A 17,882-nucleotide genomic window follows, 5' to 3' on the forward strand; every position below is an offset into this window, starting at 1 on the left:
GGAGGCCCACCGGCATCCGGCTGCGGGCGGATCGCGACGGGCAGTACCCTTGATCGTCCGGCCGCCCCGGCCGCCCGAGCGGACCCTCGACGGTCCGTCAACGGTCCCCGTGCCCGCGGGGGTCGGCCGCAGCAACCAGATGAGGTGGCGCATGGTGTTCCCGGCCGGCGGCCGTGGCTCCGGGCCCGACGGCCCCGACCGGGGCGGTACCCGCAGCGAGGCGCCCACGGTGGTCATGCGCCCCACCCTGACCGGCCGCGCACTGGTGCCCGCCCAGAGCGGCCCGGTCGAGGTCCCCGCCCTCGCCTGGTCGGCCGGGGAGTGGGAGGACGCCTACCAGCGGGTACGACTGTCCGGCCGCGCCTACGTCTGGCTCAACCTGGTCGAACAGCGGCTGCGCTCCCTGGTCGACGAGGTGCTGCACCCCATCTACGCCCCCGCCCACGGCGAGGACTGGGTCACCGCCGCCGCCGGACCGGCCGGCGAGGAGTGGGCCCACCGGGCCGGCGCCGTGCGCGAGGTCAGCCGCCGCAAGGGCTACCTGCTCGACCCGGCCGACGACGACCCGCTGGTCTTCCTCACCCTGCCCCAGCTGCGCGAACTGATGGTCCAGCACTGGCCCTGCTTCGAGCCGTACCTCGCCGACCGGCGCGAGATCGAACTCGCCCTGGACGAGCTGGAGGTGGCCCGGCACGTGGTCTCCCGCAACCGGGTGCTCACCCAGACCGTGCTGGCCCAGACCGAGCGCGCCGCCGCCCGGCTGCTCGCCGTCCTGGACGGCGGCGCGGGCGGGGTGCCCGCCGATGTGGTGGAGTCCCTGGTCGCCGGGCGCTACGCGGACGTGGTCGCGGTGCACGCCGACCGGGTCCGGCTGCAGCGCGACCTGCCCGTGGAGGACCTGCTGGAGGGCGCCCGGCGCCTCGACGCGCTCGGCATCGGCCTCGGCATGCTCTGCCAGAACTACACCGGCAAGCGCCTGGTGCGCCTGGCCGGGGAGGGCTGCCGGGTCCGGCTGCTGTTCCTCAACCCGGCCAGCAGCGCGGTGCGCCGCCGCGAACGCGAACTCGGGCTCTCACGCGGCGAGTTGTCCCGCTCGATCGAGATGAACATCATGCACGTGCGCCGGGTCCGGGCCCGGCTGCGCGACCAGGGCGGCTTCGAGATCCGGGTCTTCGACGAGACCCCGCGCTTCACCGCCTACCTGGTCGAGGGCCCCCGCCCCACCGGCCAGGTCGGCGGCCGCCGCCAGACCCGCGACCTCGGCGTCATCCAGCCCTACCTGCGCCGCTCCCGGGGCATGGAGTCCCCGGCGCTGATCCTGCGCGGCGGCGCCGGCCAGCAGCCGGGCGGCACCGAACCGGGGCTGCTGGAGGTCTACCGCGAGGAGTTCGAGGGGATCTGGGCGGACTCCCGGTCCGTATCCTGAGCAGTGTTCTTCAAAAAGGCGGGCGCTGGTCGGAGCCCCGTCGCCGGTGGAACACTGCCCGCCGTGAACAGTCTCCCCGCCTGGACCCTGGAACCCGCCGGCCGCAAGGACCTCGAAGCCGTCGTCGAGCTCAAGGCCCAGGTCATGCGCGCCGACCTGGAACGCCTCGGCCGCTGGGACCCGACCCGCTCCCGGGAGCGGGTGCGGAAGTCCTTCTCCACCCGGTACACGTCCGTGCTGCTGGTCGAGGGCGCCTTCGCGGGCTGCGTCACGATCCGCCCCGACGAGCAGGGCGGGCGCCACCTGGAGCTGTTCTACCTCGCCCCGCACCTCCAGGGCCGCGGCCTCGGCACCGCCGTCCTGCGCCACCTCCTCGCCGAGGCCGACGCCGCCCGGGAGCCGATGCGCCTGGTCGTCCTCCAGGGCAGCGCCGCCCAGCGGCTGTACGAGCGGCACGGCTTCACCGTCGTCCACGAGGACCCGATCGACGTCTCCATGCTCCGGGAGCCGGCGCCGACCGCGGGCTCAGGTCCGAGGAACGCCCTGGGGCTGCCCGGCCCGTGATCGGCTCCCCTGCCGGTCGGGTTGTCGGTGGGGCGGGTGATGATAGGGGCTGTTTCGAGCGGCTGGACGGAAGGACACACCTGATGAGCTGGTGGCAGCAGCCACTGGTCGGCTTCGACCTGGAGACCACGGGCACCGACCCGGCCGTGGACCGCATCGTCACGGCCGCGCTCGTGGACACGGTCGGCGCCGAGCGGGTGGCGGCCGCCAACTGGCTGCTCGACCCCGGGATTCCGATCCCCGCCGAGGCGGAGGCCATCCACGGGATCGGGGACGAGGTGGCCCGCGGCAAGGGGCGGCCGGCCAAGGAGGCGGTGGAGGAGATAGCCGCCGCGCTCTGCGAGCGGATCGCGGCCGGGCGGCCGGTCGTGGCGTTCAACGCGCCGTTCGACCTGTCGCTGCTCGACGCGGAGCTGCGCCGGTACGGGCTGGCGACGCTCGCGGAGCGCCTGGGCGGGCCGGTCGGGCCGGTGCTGGACGCGCTGGTGATCGACCGGGCCGTGGACAGGTACCGCAAGGGCTCGCGCACCCTGCAGCGGGTGTGCGAGGTGTACGGGGTGGAGCTGACGGACGCGCACGAGGCGGGCAGCGACGCGCTGGCCGCCGTACGGGTCGCCGTCGCGCTGGGCGGGCGCTACCCGGCCGAGGTGGGGGAGGTCGCGCCGGCCGAGCTGCACCGGCGGCAGATCGGTTGGTACCGGGAGTGGGCCGAGGACCTGCAGGCCTGGCTGCGCCGCGGCAAGGACCCGCTGGCCGTGGTCGACCCGCGCTGGCCGTCCAGACCGTCGGACCAGCCGGACGCGGCCGGATGACGGGCCGTGGCCGGACGGCCGGCCACGGCCCGACGGCCGTCCGCCCCGCCCGCCCCGACGACCTGCCCGGCTTCCTCGCCCTGGCCGCCGAGGTCGAGCACTGGTTCGGCCCGATGGTGGCCGAGCCCGGCTTCCACCGGGCCGTGCGCAAGTGCATCGACCGGGGGCTTGCGACGGTCGCCGAAGAGGACGGCGAAGGCGTGCTCGGCGGACTGCTGTTCGGCACCGACGGCGCCACGCCCCCGCGGCACCACCTGCACTGGCTGGTGGTCGCCGACCGCGCCCGGGGCACCGGCCTCGGCCGCGCCCTGGCCGAGGACGCGCTGCGCCGCCACGTCCGCGCCCCGGCCGTCGTCGAGGTGGTGACCTTCGGGCCGGACCACCCCGGCGCGGTGACCAGCGGCGCCCGGGTGTTCTACGAACGGCTGGGCTTCACCCCGGCCGAGGCCGCCGAACCCGGGCCGGAGGGTGGCTCCCGCCAGGTCTACCGGCTGCACCTGGGCTGAGCTGAGCCTCAGCCCTGGATGTCCAGCCCCACCGGGTGCGCCAGGTCCACCGGGCAGACGAACACGTGCAGTTCGCCGTACCGCCCCAGCGACAGGCCCGGGTCGTCGCCGCTCTCCATCGTCAGCAGGTGCGTCATCCGCGCCCCGCAGTCGCAGTCGACCGGGATGAGGTCGGTGGAGTGCCAGGACGGCCAGCCGCCTGCCTTCCAGCCCTCCGCGCGGCCCAGGTCGCGCTCGTGTTCGATCCCCCGCCGTTCGGCGAACTCGGCGACGGCGCGGTTGAGTTCCTCGGGCAGTTCGTCCTGGTCGGGCAGGTCGAGGACCTGCTCGGGGCGCAGCGCGCACGGCTGCGGCAGGTAGTAGTCCTCCTCGCTGCGCAGGGGCGGCGGGGGAGCGGCGGGAGCGAGGTCGGCGGCGCGCCGCCAGTGGAGTTCGACGGCGGGGCCGTAGTAGTAGCGCTTGCCCTGGATGTCGTCGTGGTCGTTGGGGCACCAGAGCACCTGGAGCAGGTCGGTGTTCTGCGGCCAGGGCAGGTGAGGCGCGTCCTCGGCGCGCAGCTGCGCGATCGGGATCAGGGCCGTCGGTGCGGCACGCTCCTCGGGGGGCTTGCGGGGGATCCGGTAGTCGTCGTCCGGGTGCCGGGCGCTGCAGTGCGGCCAGGGCTCGCCGGCCGGCCACAGTGCCGGGCCGCCGATCCGGCTGCCGAACACCTCGGCGTCGGGTTCGGCGTACGGGTGCAGCAGAGTGGCCCGCCGCAGGTGGCGGGCGAGCCCGGGAACGGCGGCGACGAGTTCGGCGGGGCTGGGGGCGGTGTCGGTCACGGCGCCCCACCCTATGGCCGCGGTCGCTCCGGCCCGGACGGCAGGAGTGCCTCGGCCCGTCCGAACTCTCCGGCGCCGTCCGGTGGTTCGATCAGTCGGAAGCTCAACTTCCTTACGCGGCCGGGAGGTCGAAGGTGTACCCCTGGGCGACCAGCCACGGCAGCAGCTGCTTGAGCGCGGCCACGGTCTGGCTGCGGTCGCCGCCGCCGTCGTGCATCAGTATCACGCCGCCGGGCTTGAGCTGGCTCTGCACGGCGGAGACGATCGCGGGCACGCCCGGGCGGGACCAGTCACGCGGGTCGACGGACCAGCCGAGCGAGGACATCCCGAGGCTCGCGGTGATGTGCTCGTTGTCCGCGTTGAAGCCGCCGCCGGGGGCGCGGAACCAGCTGACCCGGGTGCCCGGCCCGCCGGCCTGGACGATCATGTCCCGGGCGCTGGTGATCTCGTACACCGCCTTGTCGTGCGGGAGCTTCTCGAAGGGCTGGGGGTGGTGGACGCTGTGGTCGCAGAGCCGGTGGCCCTCGGCGATGACCCGCTTGACCAGGGCCGGGTTGGCGGCGGCGTTCTGGCCGATCTCGCAGAAGGTGGCCTTGACGTGGTACTGGGCGAGCAGATCGAGGATCTGGCCGGTGGCCGGGCCGGGGCCGTCGTCGAAGGTGAGCGCGACGGTACGGCCGCCGGAGGCGGTGGAGCCGATGACCTTGTCTGGCCCGGTGTGGGCGGGCGGCATGGCGGGCGGCGTGGCGGACGGCGCGGCGGGGGAGGAGGGGGCCCCGTCGGCGGAGGGCTGCCCCGGGGTCTTGGCCTGCGCTGCCGGCGCCGCCGGGGTCTTGGACTTCGGGGTGACCGCCGGCGCCGCCGGGCCGGAGTCGTCCGCCGCGTCCGAGCCGGGGGCGGGCGCGATGGTGGCGGCGCCCGTGCCGGTCGGCTGCTGCGGCGTGTCACCGGGGGCCGGGGCGGAGGCGCTGGGCGACTGCAGTGCCCCGCTGGCGGTGCCGCACGCGGTCAGGCCTAGGAGGGCGGCCACCACGACGCAGCCCGCGATCAGCCTGCTGCGGCCACGGGCCGTGCGGGTCGGGTGGGAGGGTCGACGGGCGGCGGCCGTGGGCATGGCGGCGGCTCCTGAGGTACGAGAAGGGGGGCCGATTCCTCGGTCAGGATGACTGTCCGATAGGACGCCAACCGTACGTGGCCCGGTTGCGCGCCGGACCGATCCGGCTTAAGAGCCTTCTCACACTCGCCCGGGTTGGCACCCGCCCCTCAGCCGGGGTATCCCCGCACCGTCAGAACGGGTACCACCGCACGTCAGTGGCCCCCTCGCGGAGCGAGTCGACCCGGCGCCGGAACTCCGCCAGCGCGGCCGGGTTGCCCGCCGCCTGCTGCGCGACCCAGGAGGCGCTGGCGGTCTCCCGGGCCCCGCGCAGCACCGCGAAGCCGGGCCAGTCGCGCACGTCCCAGCCGTACGCCTGCGTGAACGCCCGGTACTCCTCGCCCGGCACGCCGTACCGGTCGTGGCTGAGCGCGAGGACCACCAGGTCGTGCTCGCGCAGGTCGTGCGAGACGTTCTCCAGGTCGAGCAGCACCGGCCCGTCCGGGCCGACGTGGACGTTGCGCGGCAGCGCGTCGCCGTGGATCACCCCGGGGTGCAGCTGCGGTACCAGGTCGGGCAGGGCGGCCTCGAAGGCGTCCCGGCGGTGGCGCAGGAAGGCGACGTCCTCGGGGTCGACGCGGTCCTCGGCGGAGGCCAGCCAGCGCTCCACCGGCGCCAGCAGGTCGCGCCGCCCGAGCCGGAAGGGCGGCAGCGGCAGTCGGTGCAGGGCGCGCAGCAGCGGGGCGAGGTCGGTCGGGCGGGCGGGGCGTACGGCGGGGGCGAGCCGGTGCCAGAAGGTGACCGGGTGCCCGTGGGCGAGCTGCGGCTCGGGTGCCACCTCCTGGTAGGGGCGCACCACCGGGACGTCCTGCCCGGCCAGCCAGTGCGCGACGGCCAGCTCGCGGTGCGCCCGGTCGTACAGCTCGGGGCCGCGGCCGACCTTGGCGACCACGGCCGGGTCGCCGAGGTCGAAGACGGCGTTCTCGCCGAGCGCGAGCAGCCGGGCGTCGCCGGGGCCGGGCAGTCCGGCGGACTCGCAGGCGTGGGCGAGCAGCAGCCGGGCGCGGCCCTCGTCGAAGGGGATCATGGCTGGACTCCGTTCCGCCGGCGTGCATCCGGAGGGCCCCGGACGGTGATCATCATGACGCACGGGGTGACGCGCGGACGCCGGGCCCCGCGGTGTGCGGGACCCGGAATCGGACCGGCGGGGACCCGGGACGTCAAACTCCCTCGGGGCCGGGGTGGGGATTTCCCCTACCCCGCGACCCTGACGCCTCCTCCTCGGAGGTAGGGGACGGGCTCCACCCTGAGGGGGAGATGTCTCCACCCGGAGTACGAGGTCAACCGGGGTGCGGTCGGGAGAAACTGGGTCGGGGCCGGTTCGGGGCGGCCCCGTACGGGGGTTGGATTACGGGGGCTCCTTGCCGGGCGGCAAGCACGTACTCGTAGGATGACGCCCAGACCTACTTACCTGCCGACCGGCAAGTGAAGCGCCTCGCGCGCTCACAGCGCCGGTCCTGCCGTCGCCCAGCGTCCCGTCCCCCAAGGGCTGCGGTGAACCATGCCCAGGAGGCATTCGAGCATGTTCCACCGACTAGGACACTTTGTCGTACGCCGCGCGTGGTGGGTGATCGCCGCGTGGGTGGTCGGGATGATCGCCATCTCGGCGAGCGCCGCGACGGTCGCCGACCAGACCGACCAGTCGAAGTTCCTTCCCACCCACTACGAGTCCATCCAGGCATCGCAGCTCCAGTCGCGCGCCTTCCCGTCCAGCTTCACGCCGTCCGCCCTGCTGCTCTTCGAGCGCAACGACGGGGGCCAGCTGACCAAGGACGACCAGGCCTCGATGGACAAGGTCGTCAAGGGCCTGACCGACGCGCACATCCCGCTCGTCCAGCAGGTCCTGCCGGTCCTCGACCAGTCGAAGTCCAAGGACGGCAAGTACGCGCTGTCCCAGGTCGCCATCGACCAGACCAAGCAGCAGGACCCCCAGTTCACCGAAGCGGCCAAGAAGCTGCGCGACGAGGGCTCCAAGCTCGCCGACGGCACCGGGCTGAAGTTCCGGGTCGGCGGTGACGCGGCGACTCAGCTGGACCAGAAGGACTCCTCGGGCTCCACCGACGCCATCGTCCTGTTCGGCGGCCTGGTGCTGGTCATCGTGATCGTCGGCATCATCTTCCGCAGCATCCTGGCCGGTCTCCTGCCGGTGCTGCTGTCGCTGGTGATCGCGATGCCGGCCGCCAAGGGCCTGATCAACGACGCGATCAAGGCGTTCGGCCTGGAGACCACGCCGATGACCTCGGCGATCCTCATCATCGTGGTGCTCGGTGTGGGCACCGACTACTTCCTCTTCCTGGCGTTCCGCTACCGGGAGCGGCTGCGGGCCGGAGACGACCGCAAGCAGGCCGTGGCCAACGCGGTCGGCCGGGTCGGCGAGGCGATCGCCTCCGCCGCCGGTGCCGTCGCCGTCGCCTTCGCGGTGCTGATCCTCTCCAGCCTCGGCATGTTCACCGCCCTCGGCCCTGCGCTCGCCATCGCCGTCCTCGCCACCGCGCTCGTCATGCTCACCCTGGCCCCGGCCGTGCTCGCCGTGATCCCGTCCAAGGCGGTGTTCTGGCCCGGCAAGAAGTGGATGCGCGAGCCCCAGAACGCCCGCTTCGCCGCACTCGGCCGGATCACCGGCAAGAAGCCCGGCCTGGTCGCCCTGGTCTCCGGCGGTCTGCTGGTCGTCCTGGCCCTGGCCGGCATCAACTACACCGGCACCTACGACCTCGCGGGCAGCTCCATGCCCAAGGACAAGGAGTCGATGGTCGTCCAGGACAAGATGATGTCGGCGTTCTCGGCCGGCGCCGCCGACCCGAGCCACGTCTTCCTGACCAGCACCAAGGGCACCGCGCTGAGCGAGGGCCAGCTGAAGGACTTCGCCGGCCGGATCGGCGGGGTCGACGGTGTGGCCAACGTGGTGATGCCCACCAAGGAGCGGGGCATCAGCAAGGACAGCGCCACCGCCGACTTCACCGTGGAGCTGAAGGACGCGCCGGCCACCAACGAGGCGATCGACACCGTGGTGAGGCTGCGCGACGCCGCCCACGGAGCGGCGCCGGCCGACACCCAGGCCCTGGTCGGCGGCATGACGTCCGTCTTCAAGGACATCAACGCCGCGATGGCCCACGACTACAAGCTGGTCTTCCCGATCGCGGCCGTGCTCATCATGATCATCCTGGGCCTGCAGCTGCGTAGCATCGTCGCGCCCTGGTACCTGATGGCCTCGGTCGGCCTCGGCTTCGGTGCCACCCTCGGCGCCACCACCCTGCTGTTCCAGAACATCAAGGGTGAGGAGGGGCTGATGTTCATGCTGCCGATCTTCATCTACCTGTTCGTGGTGGCGATCGGTACGGACTACAACATCCTGATCATCGCCCGCCTCCGGGAGGAGGCCCGCGAGGGTCGCAACCCGCGCGACGCGGCCCGCGAGGCCGTCAAGCACGGCGGTCCGACCGTCGCGGCGGCCGGCTTCATCCTGGCGGCGTCGTTCGCGACGTTCATGCTCGCGGGCAACACGCTCTTCATGGAGCTCGGCTTCTCGCTGGCCTTCGGCATCGTGCTCGCGGCCTTCGTGATGGCGATGTTCTTCACCCCGTCCGTCACGGCCCTGCTCGGCAGCAAGGCCTGGTGGCCCGGCCACGGCGGCGACGCCCGCCCCGGCCACGGCCCGGCCCCGCTGGCCGCCGCCCACGGTGTGCCGGAGCCGGCCGGCCGCCGCTGAATCGAGCGCTCGGTCACGGTCTGATCACGGGCTGAACCACGGGCGGCGCCCCGCTTCGGCGGGGCGCCGCTCCCCGCTTTCCCGGGACGGCAAACGTGATCTTCCGGGCAGAAAACTCCCCGGTCAATCGGGGTGTCGCCGTGCTACAGTCGAAGCAGTTGCAGTTTTGGTTCCCATGAACGCTTGTGTGCGCCTGCTGGTCCCAACCAACAGGCGCATTTGTTTTGTCCGGTGTTTCAGTCTCCGGATGGGGATCGCGGCTACTTGGGGATTCACGAGGTGTGAGTCCCTGATGCCCCAATAGGAGGAGACGGTTATGGCTACCGGCACCGTGAAGTGGTTCAACAGCGAAAAGGGCTTCGGCTTCATCGAGCAGGACGGCGGCGGCCCGGACGTGTTCGCCCACTACTCGAACATCGTCGCCCAGGGCTTCCGTGAGCTCGTCGAGGGCCAGCGCGTCGAGTTCGACGTCACCCAGGGCCAGAAGGGCCCGCAGGGCGAGAACATCCAGATCATCGGCTGACGTCAGCCACCACGCTGACGCGCGATCTTCTTGATCTCGTGAAGCGGGGGCCCGCACCGCTCGACGGTGCGGGCCCTCGTTCATGCCGCCGAACGGCCGGGGCGGCGCACTCCAATCCGACGGCCGACCAGCCCGCGACCGCGGGCTGGTGACCGACGGACGGAGACCCCGTGACCACCCCTGCCCGCCCGCCCCGCGACCGCGGCGCCCGCGACAACGACCAGCACCGCCCGGCCGACCAGGGCCGCCGCACCGACCGCCCGCGCCGCGGCGGGGAGAGCGCCGAGCGCCCCCGCAAGCCGCGCAGCCGCGTCGGCGCCCCCAAGACCGGCGCCCCCAAGACCGGCTCCTCCAAGAGCGCCCGCACCACCGCCGCCGAGCCCGCCGACTTCACCGTCGTCGAGGGCACCCCGGCCCGGCCCCCGGCGGCCACCTTCGCCGAACTCGACCTGCCCAAGGCGATCCTCAGCGCCCTCACCCGCGAAGGCGTCACCGAGCCGTTCCCGATCCAGGGCGCGACCCTGCCCGACTCGATCGCCGGCCGCGACGTCCTCGGCCGTGGCCGCACCGGCTCCGGCAAGACCCTCGCCTTCGGCCTGCCGCTGCTCGCCCGCACCGCCGGCCGCCGCGCCGACGCCCGGCACCCGCTGGCGCTCGTCCTGGTGCCCACCCGCGAGCTCGCCCAGCAGGTCACCGAGGCGCTCACCCCCTACGCCACCGCCGTCAACCTGCGGATCACCACCGTCGTCGGCGGCATGGGGATCAGCCGGCAGGCCAACGCGGTGCGCCGCGGCACCGAGGTCCTGGTCGCCACCCCCGGCCGACTGGACGACCTGATCGGGCGCGGTGACGTCAGCCTCTCCGACGTCGCGATCACCGTCCTCGACGAGGCCGACCAGATGGCCGACATGGGCTTCCTGCCGCAGGTCAGCAAGCTGCTGGAGCAGGTCGCCGAGAACGGGCAGCGAATGCTCTTCTCCGCCACCCTGGACCGCAACGTCGACCGGCTGGTCAAGCGCTTCCTGAACGACCCGGTCACCCACTCGGTCGACCCCTCGGCCGGCGCGGTCACCACCATGGACCACCACGTCCTGCAGCTCGACCCCGCCGACAAGGCCTCCACCACCGCCCACATCGCCTCCCGCGACGGGCGCGTGATCATGTTCGTGCACACCAAGCACGGCGCCGACCGGCTCGCCAAGCAGCTGCGCGCCACCGGCGTCCAGGCCGCCGCCCTGCACGGCGGCAAGTCCCAGCCGCAGCGCAACCGCGTCCTCGACCAGTTCCGCGACGGCGACGTCACCGCGCTGATCGCCACCAACGTCGCCGCCCGCGGCATCCACATCGACGGCCTCGACCTGGTCGTCAACGTCGACCCGCCGATCGACCACAAGGACTACCTGCACCGCGGCGGCCGCACCGCCCGGGCCGGCGAGTCCGGCACCGTCGTCACCCTGGTGCTGCCCGAACAGCGCCGCGAGGTCAACCGGCTGATGACGGTCGCCGGGATCCGCCCGACCGTCACCAAGGTCCGCCCCGGCGACGCCGACCTGGCCCGGATCACCGGCGCCCGCACGCCCAGCGGCGTCCCGGTCGCCGTGCTCGTCCCCGCCGCCGCGGCCGCCCCGGCCGTCGAGAAGCCCGCCGACGGCAAGGCCGCCGCCCCGCGCCGCCGCCCCGCCAAGCGCTCCGGGCTGCCCGCCGACGTCGACATGAACGGCAACCCCCGCCGCCCGCGCCCCAAGCAGCGCTTCGGCACGGCCGGCCAGGGCGAGCGGCCCCAGGCCGCCGGCTTCATCGGACGTTCCTCGGGCCGCGCCAAGCCCGGCAGCGGCTCCAAGTCCGGCTCCAACTACGGGACCGGGCGCCAGCGGCGCAAGGCCGACTGACGGCTGCGGGAAGAGTTTTACCGACGGTTGCGGGGCCCCTCACGATGAGGGGCCCCGGCCGTTTTCCGGGCCCGGTGCCGCCGGGCCGTTTACCGCTGGACCGTCGAGGCACTCGCGGCGGGCTCGGCAGCCGCGGCGGGCGCCAGCCGGCGCAGCCGCTCCGCCGTCTCCGCGTCACGCGGCGCCATCACGATCAACTGCAGCCCCTCCGCGGCCAGCAGCACGTGCTGGTCGATCCGCAGTTCGCCCAACTCCTCGTGGCGCACCACCTTCTCCGCGCCCGAACGCTCCGCGACCTGGTGCTCGTCCAGCCAGCGGTCCGCCTCCGGATGCTCGCCGCGCACCTGCTGGATCATCCGGCCCAGCCGGCGGCCCACCGCCGTCGCCTCCCCGCCCCGCTCCGCGTACGCCGAGCGCAACTGCGCCAGGAAACGGCGGGCGTGCTCCTCCCAGTGCTCCACCCGGCGCCGGTGCACCGCGTTGCCGAACACCACCCACGCCAGGTTGCACTCCTCCGGCGGCCGCCCGGACAGCCCGAACAGCGCGTCCGCACCCGGATTCCAGGCCCGCACGTCCCAGTTGGCGTCCATCACCCAGGCCGGCGACGGCCACTGGGCGTGCATCAGCCGCAGCAGCGCCGCCGGGACCTCGGCGGCCGCCGTCACCTCGCCGTCCAGCGGATGACTGCTCGCCAGCCGGAACAGGTACGCCGTCTCCGCCCGGTCCAGCCGCAGCGTCCGCGCCAGACTCGCCAGCACCTCCGGCGACGGATGGATGTCCCGCCCCTGCTCCAGCCACGTGTACCAGGTCACGCCCACCCCGGCCAGCAGCGCCAACTCCTCCCGCCGCAGCCCCGGCGTGCGCCGCCGGACCCCCGGCGCCAGCCCCACGTCCTGCGGCGTCAGCCGGGCCCGCCGGGTGCGCAGGAAGCTCGACAGCTCCGCGCGACGCTCCTCCACCTCGTTCATGTCCCCCGTCCTTCCTGGTGGTCGAACTACCAGTATCCCCACGCACTGCCGCGCCCCCGGCGCCCGAACGAAGCTTGATCACGACAACGCACCGCATGCACAAGGGACTCGTGATGAACCGCCAGAACCGTACTGTCCGCCGCGCCTTGGTCGCCTTCGCGGCCGCCACCCTGCTCGGCACCGCCGGTACGCTACCCGCCGCCGCGGCCGCCCACCGTCCGGCCCCGGCCGTGATCGCCGGCCACGCGCCCACCCTGGTGCCCGAGACCGCGGTCTGGGACGCGGCCCACCACCGCTTCCTGGTCGGCTCGCTGCGCCACGGCACCGTCTCCGCCGTCGCCGCCGACGGCAGCGTCCGCACCCTGATCGACGACCCCGACACCCTGATCGAGATCGCCGGCCTGCGGATCGACCAGGCCCACCGCCGCATCCTGGTCACCAACCTCGACAACGGCATCGGCGAACGCACCAGCCCCGCCACCCTCGGCCGCGTCGCCGGCATCGCCGCCTACGACCTGGACACCGGCCGCCGGCTCTTCTACACCGACCTCGCCGCCGTCGCCGCCGACGGCGGCGCCCACCTGGCCAACGACATCGCCGTCGCCCCCGACGGCACCGCCTACGTCACCGACTCCTTCGCCCCGTACGTCTACCAGGTCGACCCCGACGGCACCGGCTCCGTCCTGCTGCGCGACGACCGCCTCACCGCCCCCGCCGGCTCCTACGGCCTCAACGGCATCGCCTACCAGGGCGGCCGGCTCGTCCTCGGCAAGTGGGACGACGGCACCCTGTGGCAGGTCCCGCTGTGGGACCCGGCCGCCCTGCGCCGCGTCGAGGTCGCCGACGGCGGGGCCCTGCTCCACCTCGACGGCATCTTCGCCCGCCCGGACGGCACCATCGCGGGCGTCACCAACCTCTTCTACGGCGCCGGCCGCGACGCCGAGGTGGAGCTGCGCTCCGACGACCACTGGCGAACCGCCCGCCTCACCGCCGTCCACCCCTCCACCGACCCCACCCCCACCGCCGTCACCACCGGCCCCGCCGGCGCCCTCTACCAGCTCTCCGGAGGCCTCACCGAAGCCAACGCCGGCCACCCGGCGGACAGTTTCGTGCTGCGGCGGATCTGAGCAAGGCGAGTTCCTCCGGCGATCGATGTCGGCAAGGTGCCGATCGCGTCGTGCTACCCGCAGCGTGCCGAGCTCCTCTTCAGTGCGCGCGACGGCCGGGAGTACGACGAGTTTTCCGAGTTGTTCGCCGAGCTCCACCCCGACGTCTCGGCGCCGAAGAATGCAGGGCGCTGGATCGACAGTGCGGCGGCGGACGCTCGCCGGCCAGCACCGCAGTGCCTCTGCGGTCGACCTGATGATTGCGGCGACGGCCGCCCACCACGGACTCACGGTCCTCCACGACGACGCGGACTGTCGCACTGTTGCGCGCCACGCCGCCGACCTCAGCGAGCACGGCATCCTGGACCGCGGGTGAGTCGACCCCGCGCTCAGGCGGTGAGCGCCGGAACCGCCACCGCCGCCCGGCGGGCCTCGTCGTAGCGCTCCAGCAGCAGGGCGGCCAGTTCCGGGGCGGGCCCGAGGGTGTCGGCGACCGCGTCCGCCCCGGCGGAGGCCGCCGCGATGCGGTCGGGCAGCAGGCCGGGGGCCAGCAGGTAGGGGGAGACGGCGGTCCGCCGGGCGCCGGCGGCGCGCAGGGCGGCGAGGGCGTCGGGGACGCGCGGGCCGGAGGCCGAGGCGTAGGCGACCTCGACGGCGGCCCAGCCGCGGGTGCGGCGCCATTCGGCGGCGACGGCGCGGGTGGCGGCGTCGGCGGCCGGGTCGGAGGAGCCCGCGGCGGCCAGCACCACGCCCGTACGGGCCCGGACCGCGGCCGAGTGGGCGTCGAGCCCGGCCTCGGCGAGGCGGCGGTCCAGGGCGGTCAGCAGCAGGGGCGAGGGGCCCAGGACGTCGGCCACCGGCAGTGCGGCGCCGGCGGCCCGCAGGGCGGCGGGGATGTCGTGCTTGGCGTGGAAGGCCCGGTTGAGCAGCAGCGGGACGGCCACCGCGTCGTCGAGCCGGCCGACGACCTGGGGGATCCGCGGGGCGCAGTGGTCCAGGTAGGCGGTGGCGACCTCCAGGCCGGGCCGCTGCGCCCGCACCTGCCGTACCAGGGCGGCGACGGTCGCGGCGTGCCGCGGGTCGCGGCTGCCGTGGGCGATGAGGAGAAGGGCGGGCATCAGCGGGGCCTCACTTGGCGGCGGCCAGCAGGCCGCGGTTGCGCAGCACCCGGCGCTCGATCGGGGTGAACACCAGCAGCTCGATGGCGATGCCGACGAACAGGATGAGGATGATGCCGAGCAGGACGCCGGACATGTCGGAGAACTCGCGCTGGTCCTCCAGGAACCGGCCGAGGCCCCGGCCGAGGTCGGGGGAGGAGGCGACCAGCTCGGCGGCCATCAGCGAGCGCCAGGAGAACGCCCAGCCCTGCTTGAGGCCGGCCAGGTAGCCGGGCAGCGCGGCGGGGATCAGCACGTGCCGGGCACCGGTCAGACCGGTGGCGCCGATGGTGCGTCCGGCGCGCAGGAACAGCGGCGGGACCTGGTCGATGCCGGCGACCAGGCCGTTGGCGATGGAGGGGACGGCGCCGAGCAGGATCACCGCGTACATCATCGAGTCGTTGATGCCGAGCCAGATGACCGCGGCGGGCACCCAGGCGACCGAGGGCAGCGACTGCAGGCCCTGCAGGACCGGGCCGATCGCGGTGCGCACCGGCTTGACCCGGGCGACCACCAGGCCGATCGGGGTGCCGATGACGACGGCGAGCAGGAAGCCGGACAGGCCGCGCCAGACGCTGGTCCAGATGATCGAGAACAGCGTGCCCTGGTACCAGAGGTCCTGGAGGGAGTGCCAGACGTCGGCGGGGCTGGGCAGCTTGTACGAGGAGGTGAGGTGCAGGCTGTACGCGCCCTGCCAGAGCGCGAGCACCACCAGCGCGCCGATCAGCGGCGGCAGCGCCTTGGTGCGCAGCACCTCGCCGATCGAACTGCGCTGGGCGGCGACGGAGTCGAGGGCGTCCAGGCCGGCCCCGACCTCGGCGGTGTCGCTGTCGTTCCGGGCGGGGGCGGTGTCAGTGCTGGACATGGCGACGGATCTCCCCACGCAGTTCTTCGGTGATCTCGATGGACAGGTCGGCGACGCCGGAGGACTCGATGCGGCGCGGCTGCGGCAGGTCGATCCGCCACTCGCGGGCGACCCGGCCGGGCCGGGAGGAGAGCAGCACGACGCGCTCGGCCAGGCGCACCGCCTCGCGCACGTTGTGGGTGACGAACAGGACGGACAGCCGGCGTTCGGCCCAGATCCGGGTGATCTCGTCGTGCAGCACGTCGCGGGTGATGGCGTCGAGGGCCGCGAACGGCTCGTCCATCAGCAGGACCTTGCTGCCCTGGGCGAGGGCGCGGGCCATCGCCACGCGCTGGCGCATGCCGCCGGACAGCTCGTGCACCCGCTTGCCGTAGGAGCCCTTCAGACGGACGAGTTCGAGCAGGCGCTCGGCCTCGGCGCGGCGTTCGGGGCGGGGGCGGCCTGCCAGTTTGAGGGCGAGTTCGATGTTCTTGCCGGCGGTGAGCCAGGGGAACAGCGCGTGCTCCTGGAACATCAGGGCGGGGCGCCCGCCGGGCACCTCGATGGTGCCGCGGCTGGGCTCGTCCAGGCCGGCGACCAGGTTGAGCAGGGTGGACTTGCCGCAGCCGGAGGCGCCGAGCAGGGTGACGAACTCGCCGGGCGCGACGTCGAGGGTGATGTCGTCCAGGACGTGGGTCTGGGCGCCCGGGCGGCCGAAGGACTTGTGCACGTGCGAGATCCGGACGGCGGGCGTGCCGCCGGGGGCGTCGACGACGGGGGTGTTGGCCTCGGTGGTCAGTGCCGGGGTCATCCGGGCACCTCCTGCGTGAGTGGTCATGGGCCCCTCCTGGCCCTCGGCGGGCGAGGAGGGAAAGGGCTGCGAAGCGGGGGCCGGGGTCCGGCCCCCGCCCGTCCCGGTGGGCATCGATCGGGGATCGACCGGGCGGGCGGGGGACCGGACCGCGGGTTCGGGGGGCGAACTGCCGTACGGTCGGCTCTACTTGGCGCCGAGTCCGGCGTCCGCCACGGGGGCCTGGCCCTGTGCCGCGAGGACCTTGTTGAGCAGGGTGAGGTCGTAGATGCCGTTCAGGTTCGGCTTCTTGAGGAGCCCGGCGGTGACGGCGTGGTCGGCCTCGGCCTGGAGGGTGTTCGCCAGCGGGTCGTCGAGGAAGTCGATGTCCTGCCATGCCGGGTCGAGGACGGCCGGCTCCAGCGCGTTACCGGCGTCCTTCTTGATGGCCTCGTTGGCGTCGGCCTTGGCCTGGTCGGGGTTGGCCTTGATGAAGGCGTTGGTCTTCACCGAGCCGCGCAGTACGGCTTCCACCACGTTCGGGTGCTCGTTGAGGAACTTCTGCGAGACGATGATGTTGGTGATCACGAACTTCTTGTCCGGCCAGACGTCCTTCTCGTTGAGCAGGACCTTCGCGCCGAGCGTGACCAGCTTGGAGGCGGTCGGCTCGGGCACCCAGGCGCCGTCGATGGAGCCCTGCCGGTAGGCGTCGGGGGTGACCTTGTTGTCGGTGCGCACCACCGAGACGTCGCCCGCGCCGGAGGCCGCGTCGACCTTGTAGCCCTTGCCCGCGAGGTAGTTGAGCAGTGCCACGTCCTGGGTGTTGCCCAGCTGCGGGGTGGCGATCTTCTTGCCCTTGAGGTCGTCCAGCGAGGAGATCTTCGCCGGGTTGACCACCAGCTTGACCCCGCCGGAGGCCGAACCGCCGATGATCTTCAGCGACTTGCCGTCGGACTTGGTGTAGCCGTTGATCGCGGGGGAGGGGCCGATCCAGCCGATGTCGATGGAGCCGGCGTTGAGCGCCTCGATCTCGGACGGGCCCGCGTTGAAGACCTGGGTCTTGACCTGGGTGGCGCCCAACTCCCTCTGGAAGATGCCCTCCTGGAGGCCGACCAGGGCGGTGCCGTGGGTCAGGTTGGCGAAGTAGCCGATCTTCACGGTGTCCGCGGAGAGCTTCGCGCCCGAAGCGCCGCCCGTGGCCGCGGAGTTGGACGAGCCGTCGGCGGAGCCGTTGTCGGCCGCCTTGGAGCCGTAGCCGCAGGCCGACAGCAGGGCCACGGCGGTCAGGCCGGCGACGGCGGCTACGGCGTGGCGTCTGATCCGCCCGGCGTTGGGGCGGGAGAGGGTATGGAAGGGCGTCGGGTTCGGTGCCATGGTGAGTCCTGTTCGCGGACGGACCGTCAGGAGGCGGTCTCGGGCGGGAAGTTCGGAAGGTGGTGCGCGCGGCACGGGTGCCGGGGCAAGCCGGGTGGCTGTGGGGGGAAGTCAGCCCGGTGACAGGGCGTTCTCAGGCCTGTCGGTCCACACATCGGGTCAAGCCGCCCTGGCCGCTGCCGAGGGAGCCGCTGCCGATGCGGCCGCCTTCCTTGTCCATGCCCGAGAACGCCTCGCTGGGCA

The 17,882-nt window shown here is 73.5% G+C and carries 16 protein-coding genes; 8 read left to right on the forward strand and 8 right to left on the reverse strand.

Translation table 11 applies throughout. From position 1 onward, the window contains the following. Positions 1 to 151 precede the first annotated feature (151 nt). The 4 genes from ACZ3UD_RS01375 (at position 152) to ACZ3UD_RS01390 (ending at position 3,308) form a co-directional block, all read left to right on the forward strand. Positions 152 to 1,426: an SAV2148 family HEPN domain-containing protein gene (locus ACZ3UD_RS01375; RefSeq protein ID WP_465580970.1), complete on the forward strand. Its 1,275-nt coding sequence runs from the start codon at positions 152 to 154 to the stop codon at positions 1,424 to 1,426. Positions 1,427 to 1,489: 63 nt separating this feature from the next. Continuing rightward, a complete protein-coding gene (locus ACZ3UD_RS01380; protein ID WP_465580972.1) occupies positions 1,490 to 1,990 on the forward strand; it encodes a GNAT family N-acetyltransferase in 501 nt (166 codons plus the stop codon). A gap of 83 nt (positions 1,991 to 2,073) precedes the next feature. Next, on the forward strand, positions 2,074 to 2,802 hold the full coding sequence (locus ACZ3UD_RS01385) for an exonuclease domain-containing protein (protein ID WP_465580974.1): 729 nt from the start codon (positions 2,074 to 2,076) through the stop codon (positions 2,800 to 2,802). Continuing rightward, positions 2,799 to 3,308 carry a GNAT family N-acetyltransferase gene (locus ACZ3UD_RS01390; RefSeq protein ID WP_465580976.1) on the forward strand — a complete coding sequence of 170 codons (510 nt, stop codon included), beginning with the start codon at positions 2,799 to 2,801 and terminating at the stop codon, positions 3,306 to 3,308. The genes ACZ3UD_RS01385 and ACZ3UD_RS01390 overlap by 4 nt, the downstream gene beginning before the upstream one ends. A gap of 8 nt (positions 3,309 to 3,316) precedes the next feature. Here ACZ3UD_RS01390 and ACZ3UD_RS01395 read toward each other — a convergent pair whose 3' ends face one another. From ACZ3UD_RS01395 to ACZ3UD_RS01405, 3 genes are all read right to left on the reverse strand, one after another. After that, positions 3,317 to 4,129: a DUF1963 domain-containing protein gene (locus ACZ3UD_RS01395; protein WP_465580979.1), complete on the reverse strand. Its 813-nt coding sequence runs from the start codon at positions 4,127 to 4,129 to the stop codon at positions 3,317 to 3,319. 112 nt (positions 4,130 to 4,241) lie between these two features. Next, positions 4,242 to 5,243 carry a polysaccharide deacetylase family protein gene (locus tag ACZ3UD_RS01400; RefSeq protein WP_465580982.1) on the reverse strand — a complete coding sequence of 334 codons (1,002 nt, stop codon included), beginning with the start codon at positions 5,241 to 5,243 and terminating at the stop codon, positions 4,242 to 4,244. Between the two features lie 172 nt (positions 5,244 to 5,415). Further along, positions 5,416 to 6,309, reverse strand: coding sequence for a phosphotransferase enzyme family protein (locus ACZ3UD_RS01405; RefSeq protein WP_465580984.1), 894 nt, complete (start codon positions 6,307 to 6,309; stop codon positions 5,416 to 5,418). 564 nt (positions 6,310 to 6,873) lie between these two features. Here ACZ3UD_RS01405 and ACZ3UD_RS01410 point away from each other — a divergent pair. From ACZ3UD_RS01410 to ACZ3UD_RS01420, 3 genes are all read left to right on the forward strand, one after another. Further along, positions 6,874 to 8,988 (forward strand): MMPL family transporter, encoded by a 2,115-nt coding sequence (locus ACZ3UD_RS01410; protein ID WP_465580986.1) that lies wholly within the window; start codon positions 6,874 to 6,876, stop codon positions 8,986 to 8,988. A 316-nt stretch (positions 8,989 to 9,304) separates the two neighbouring features. Next, complete coding sequence (locus ACZ3UD_RS01415; RefSeq protein ID WP_465580988.1) at positions 9,305 to 9,511, forward strand: cold-shock protein; 207 nt, start codon at positions 9,305 to 9,307, stop codon at positions 9,509 to 9,511. Positions 9,512 to 9,681: 170 nt separating this feature from the next. Beyond that, entirely contained in the window at positions 9,682 to 11,400 is a 1,719-nt protein-coding gene (locus ACZ3UD_RS01420; RefSeq protein ID WP_465580990.1) for a DEAD/DEAH box helicase, read from the forward strand. An 89-nt stretch (positions 11,401 to 11,489) separates the two neighbouring features. Here ACZ3UD_RS01420 and ACZ3UD_RS01425 read toward each other — a convergent pair whose 3' ends face one another. Further along, positions 11,490 to 12,368, reverse strand: coding sequence for a helix-turn-helix transcriptional regulator (locus tag ACZ3UD_RS01425; RefSeq protein ID WP_465580993.1), 879 nt, complete (start codon positions 12,366 to 12,368; stop codon positions 11,490 to 11,492). A 95-nt stretch (positions 12,369 to 12,463) separates the two neighbouring features. Between ACZ3UD_RS01425 and ACZ3UD_RS01430 the strand changes: the two genes are divergently transcribed. Further along, positions 12,464 to 13,495 carry a hypothetical protein gene (locus ACZ3UD_RS01430; protein WP_465580995.1) on the forward strand — a complete coding sequence of 344 codons (1,032 nt, stop codon included), beginning with the start codon at positions 12,464 to 12,466 and terminating at the stop codon, positions 13,493 to 13,495. Positions 13,496 to 13,863: 368 nt separating this feature from the next. Here ACZ3UD_RS01430 and ACZ3UD_RS01435 read toward each other — a convergent pair whose 3' ends face one another. The 4 genes from ACZ3UD_RS01435 to ACZ3UD_RS01450 form a co-directional block, all read right to left on the reverse strand. Continuing rightward, the gene (locus ACZ3UD_RS01435; protein WP_465580997.1) at positions 13,864 to 14,592 is read right to left on the reverse strand and encodes a sirohydrochlorin chelatase; all 729 of its coding nucleotides are present in this window, start codon (positions 14,590 to 14,592) and stop codon (positions 13,864 to 13,866) included. Positions 14,593 to 14,602: 10 nt separating this feature from the next. Further along, positions 14,603 to 15,496 (reverse strand): ABC transporter permease, encoded by an 894-nt coding sequence (locus ACZ3UD_RS01440; protein ID WP_465580999.1) that lies wholly within the window; start codon positions 15,494 to 15,496, stop codon positions 14,603 to 14,605. Beyond that, entirely contained in the window at positions 15,483 to 16,286 is an 804-nt protein-coding gene (locus ACZ3UD_RS01445; RefSeq protein ID WP_465581375.1) for an ABC transporter ATP-binding protein, read from the reverse strand. Before ACZ3UD_RS01445 ends, ACZ3UD_RS01440 begins: the two co-directional genes overlap by 14 nt. 186 nt (positions 16,287 to 16,472) lie before the next feature. Continuing rightward, a complete protein-coding gene (locus ACZ3UD_RS01450; RefSeq protein WP_465581002.1) occupies positions 16,473 to 17,639 on the reverse strand; it encodes an aliphatic sulfonate ABC transporter substrate-binding protein in 1,167 nt (388 codons plus the stop codon). Positions 17,640 to 17,882: the final 243 nt, after the last annotated feature.

This window comes from Kitasatospora sp. NPDC023118, assembly GCF_055560875.1.

What these genes read in the sequence shown, in the direction of transcription:
- ACZ3UD_RS01425 (WP_465580993.1), bottom strand. Translation starts at nt 12,368, where the DNA reads ATGAACGAGGTGGAGGAGCGTCGCGCGGAGCTGTCGAGCTTCCTGCGC.
- ACZ3UD_RS01445 (WP_465581375.1), bottom strand. Translation starts at nt 16,286, where the DNA reads ATGACCCCGGCACTGACCACCGAGGCCAACACCCCCGTCGTCGACGCC.
- ACZ3UD_RS01405 (WP_465580984.1), bottom strand. Translation starts at nt 6,309, where the DNA reads ATGATCCCCTTCGACGAGGGCCGCGCCCGGCTGCTGCTCGCCCACGCC.
- ACZ3UD_RS01450 (WP_465581002.1), bottom strand. Translation starts at nt 17,639, where the DNA reads ATGGCACCGAACCCGACGCCCTTCCATACCCTCTCCCGCCCCAACGCC.
- ACZ3UD_RS01390 (WP_465580976.1), top strand. Translation starts at nt 2,799, where the DNA reads ATGACGGGCCGTGGCCGGACGGCCGGCCACGGCCCGACGGCCGTCCGC.
- ACZ3UD_RS01435 (WP_465580997.1), bottom strand. Translation starts at nt 14,592, where the DNA reads ATGCCCGCCCTTCTCCTCATCGCCCACGGCAGCCGCGACCCGCGGCAC.
- ACZ3UD_RS01400 (WP_465580982.1), bottom strand. Translation starts at nt 5,243, where the DNA reads ATGCCCACGGCCGCCGCCCGTCGACCCTCCCACCCGACCCGCACGGCC.
- ACZ3UD_RS01415 (WP_465580988.1), top strand. Translation starts at nt 9,305, where the DNA reads ATGGCTACCGGCACCGTGAAGTGGTTCAACAGCGAAAAGGGCTTCGGC.
- ACZ3UD_RS01430 (WP_465580995.1), top strand. Translation starts at nt 12,464, where the DNA reads ATGCACAAGGGACTCGTGATGAACCGCCAGAACCGTACTGTCCGCCGC.
- ACZ3UD_RS01440 (WP_465580999.1), bottom strand. Translation starts at nt 15,496, where the DNA reads ATGTCCAGCACTGACACCGCCCCCGCCCGGAACGACAGCGACACCGCC.
- ACZ3UD_RS01410 (WP_465580986.1), top strand. Translation starts at nt 6,874, where the DNA reads ATGATCGCCATCTCGGCGAGCGCCGCGACGGTCGCCGACCAGACCGAC.
- ACZ3UD_RS01385 (WP_465580974.1), top strand. Translation starts at nt 2,074, where the DNA reads ATGAGCTGGTGGCAGCAGCCACTGGTCGGCTTCGACCTGGAGACCACG.
- ACZ3UD_RS01375 (WP_465580970.1), top strand. Translation starts at nt 152, where the DNA reads ATGGTGTTCCCGGCCGGCGGCCGTGGCTCCGGGCCCGACGGCCCCGAC.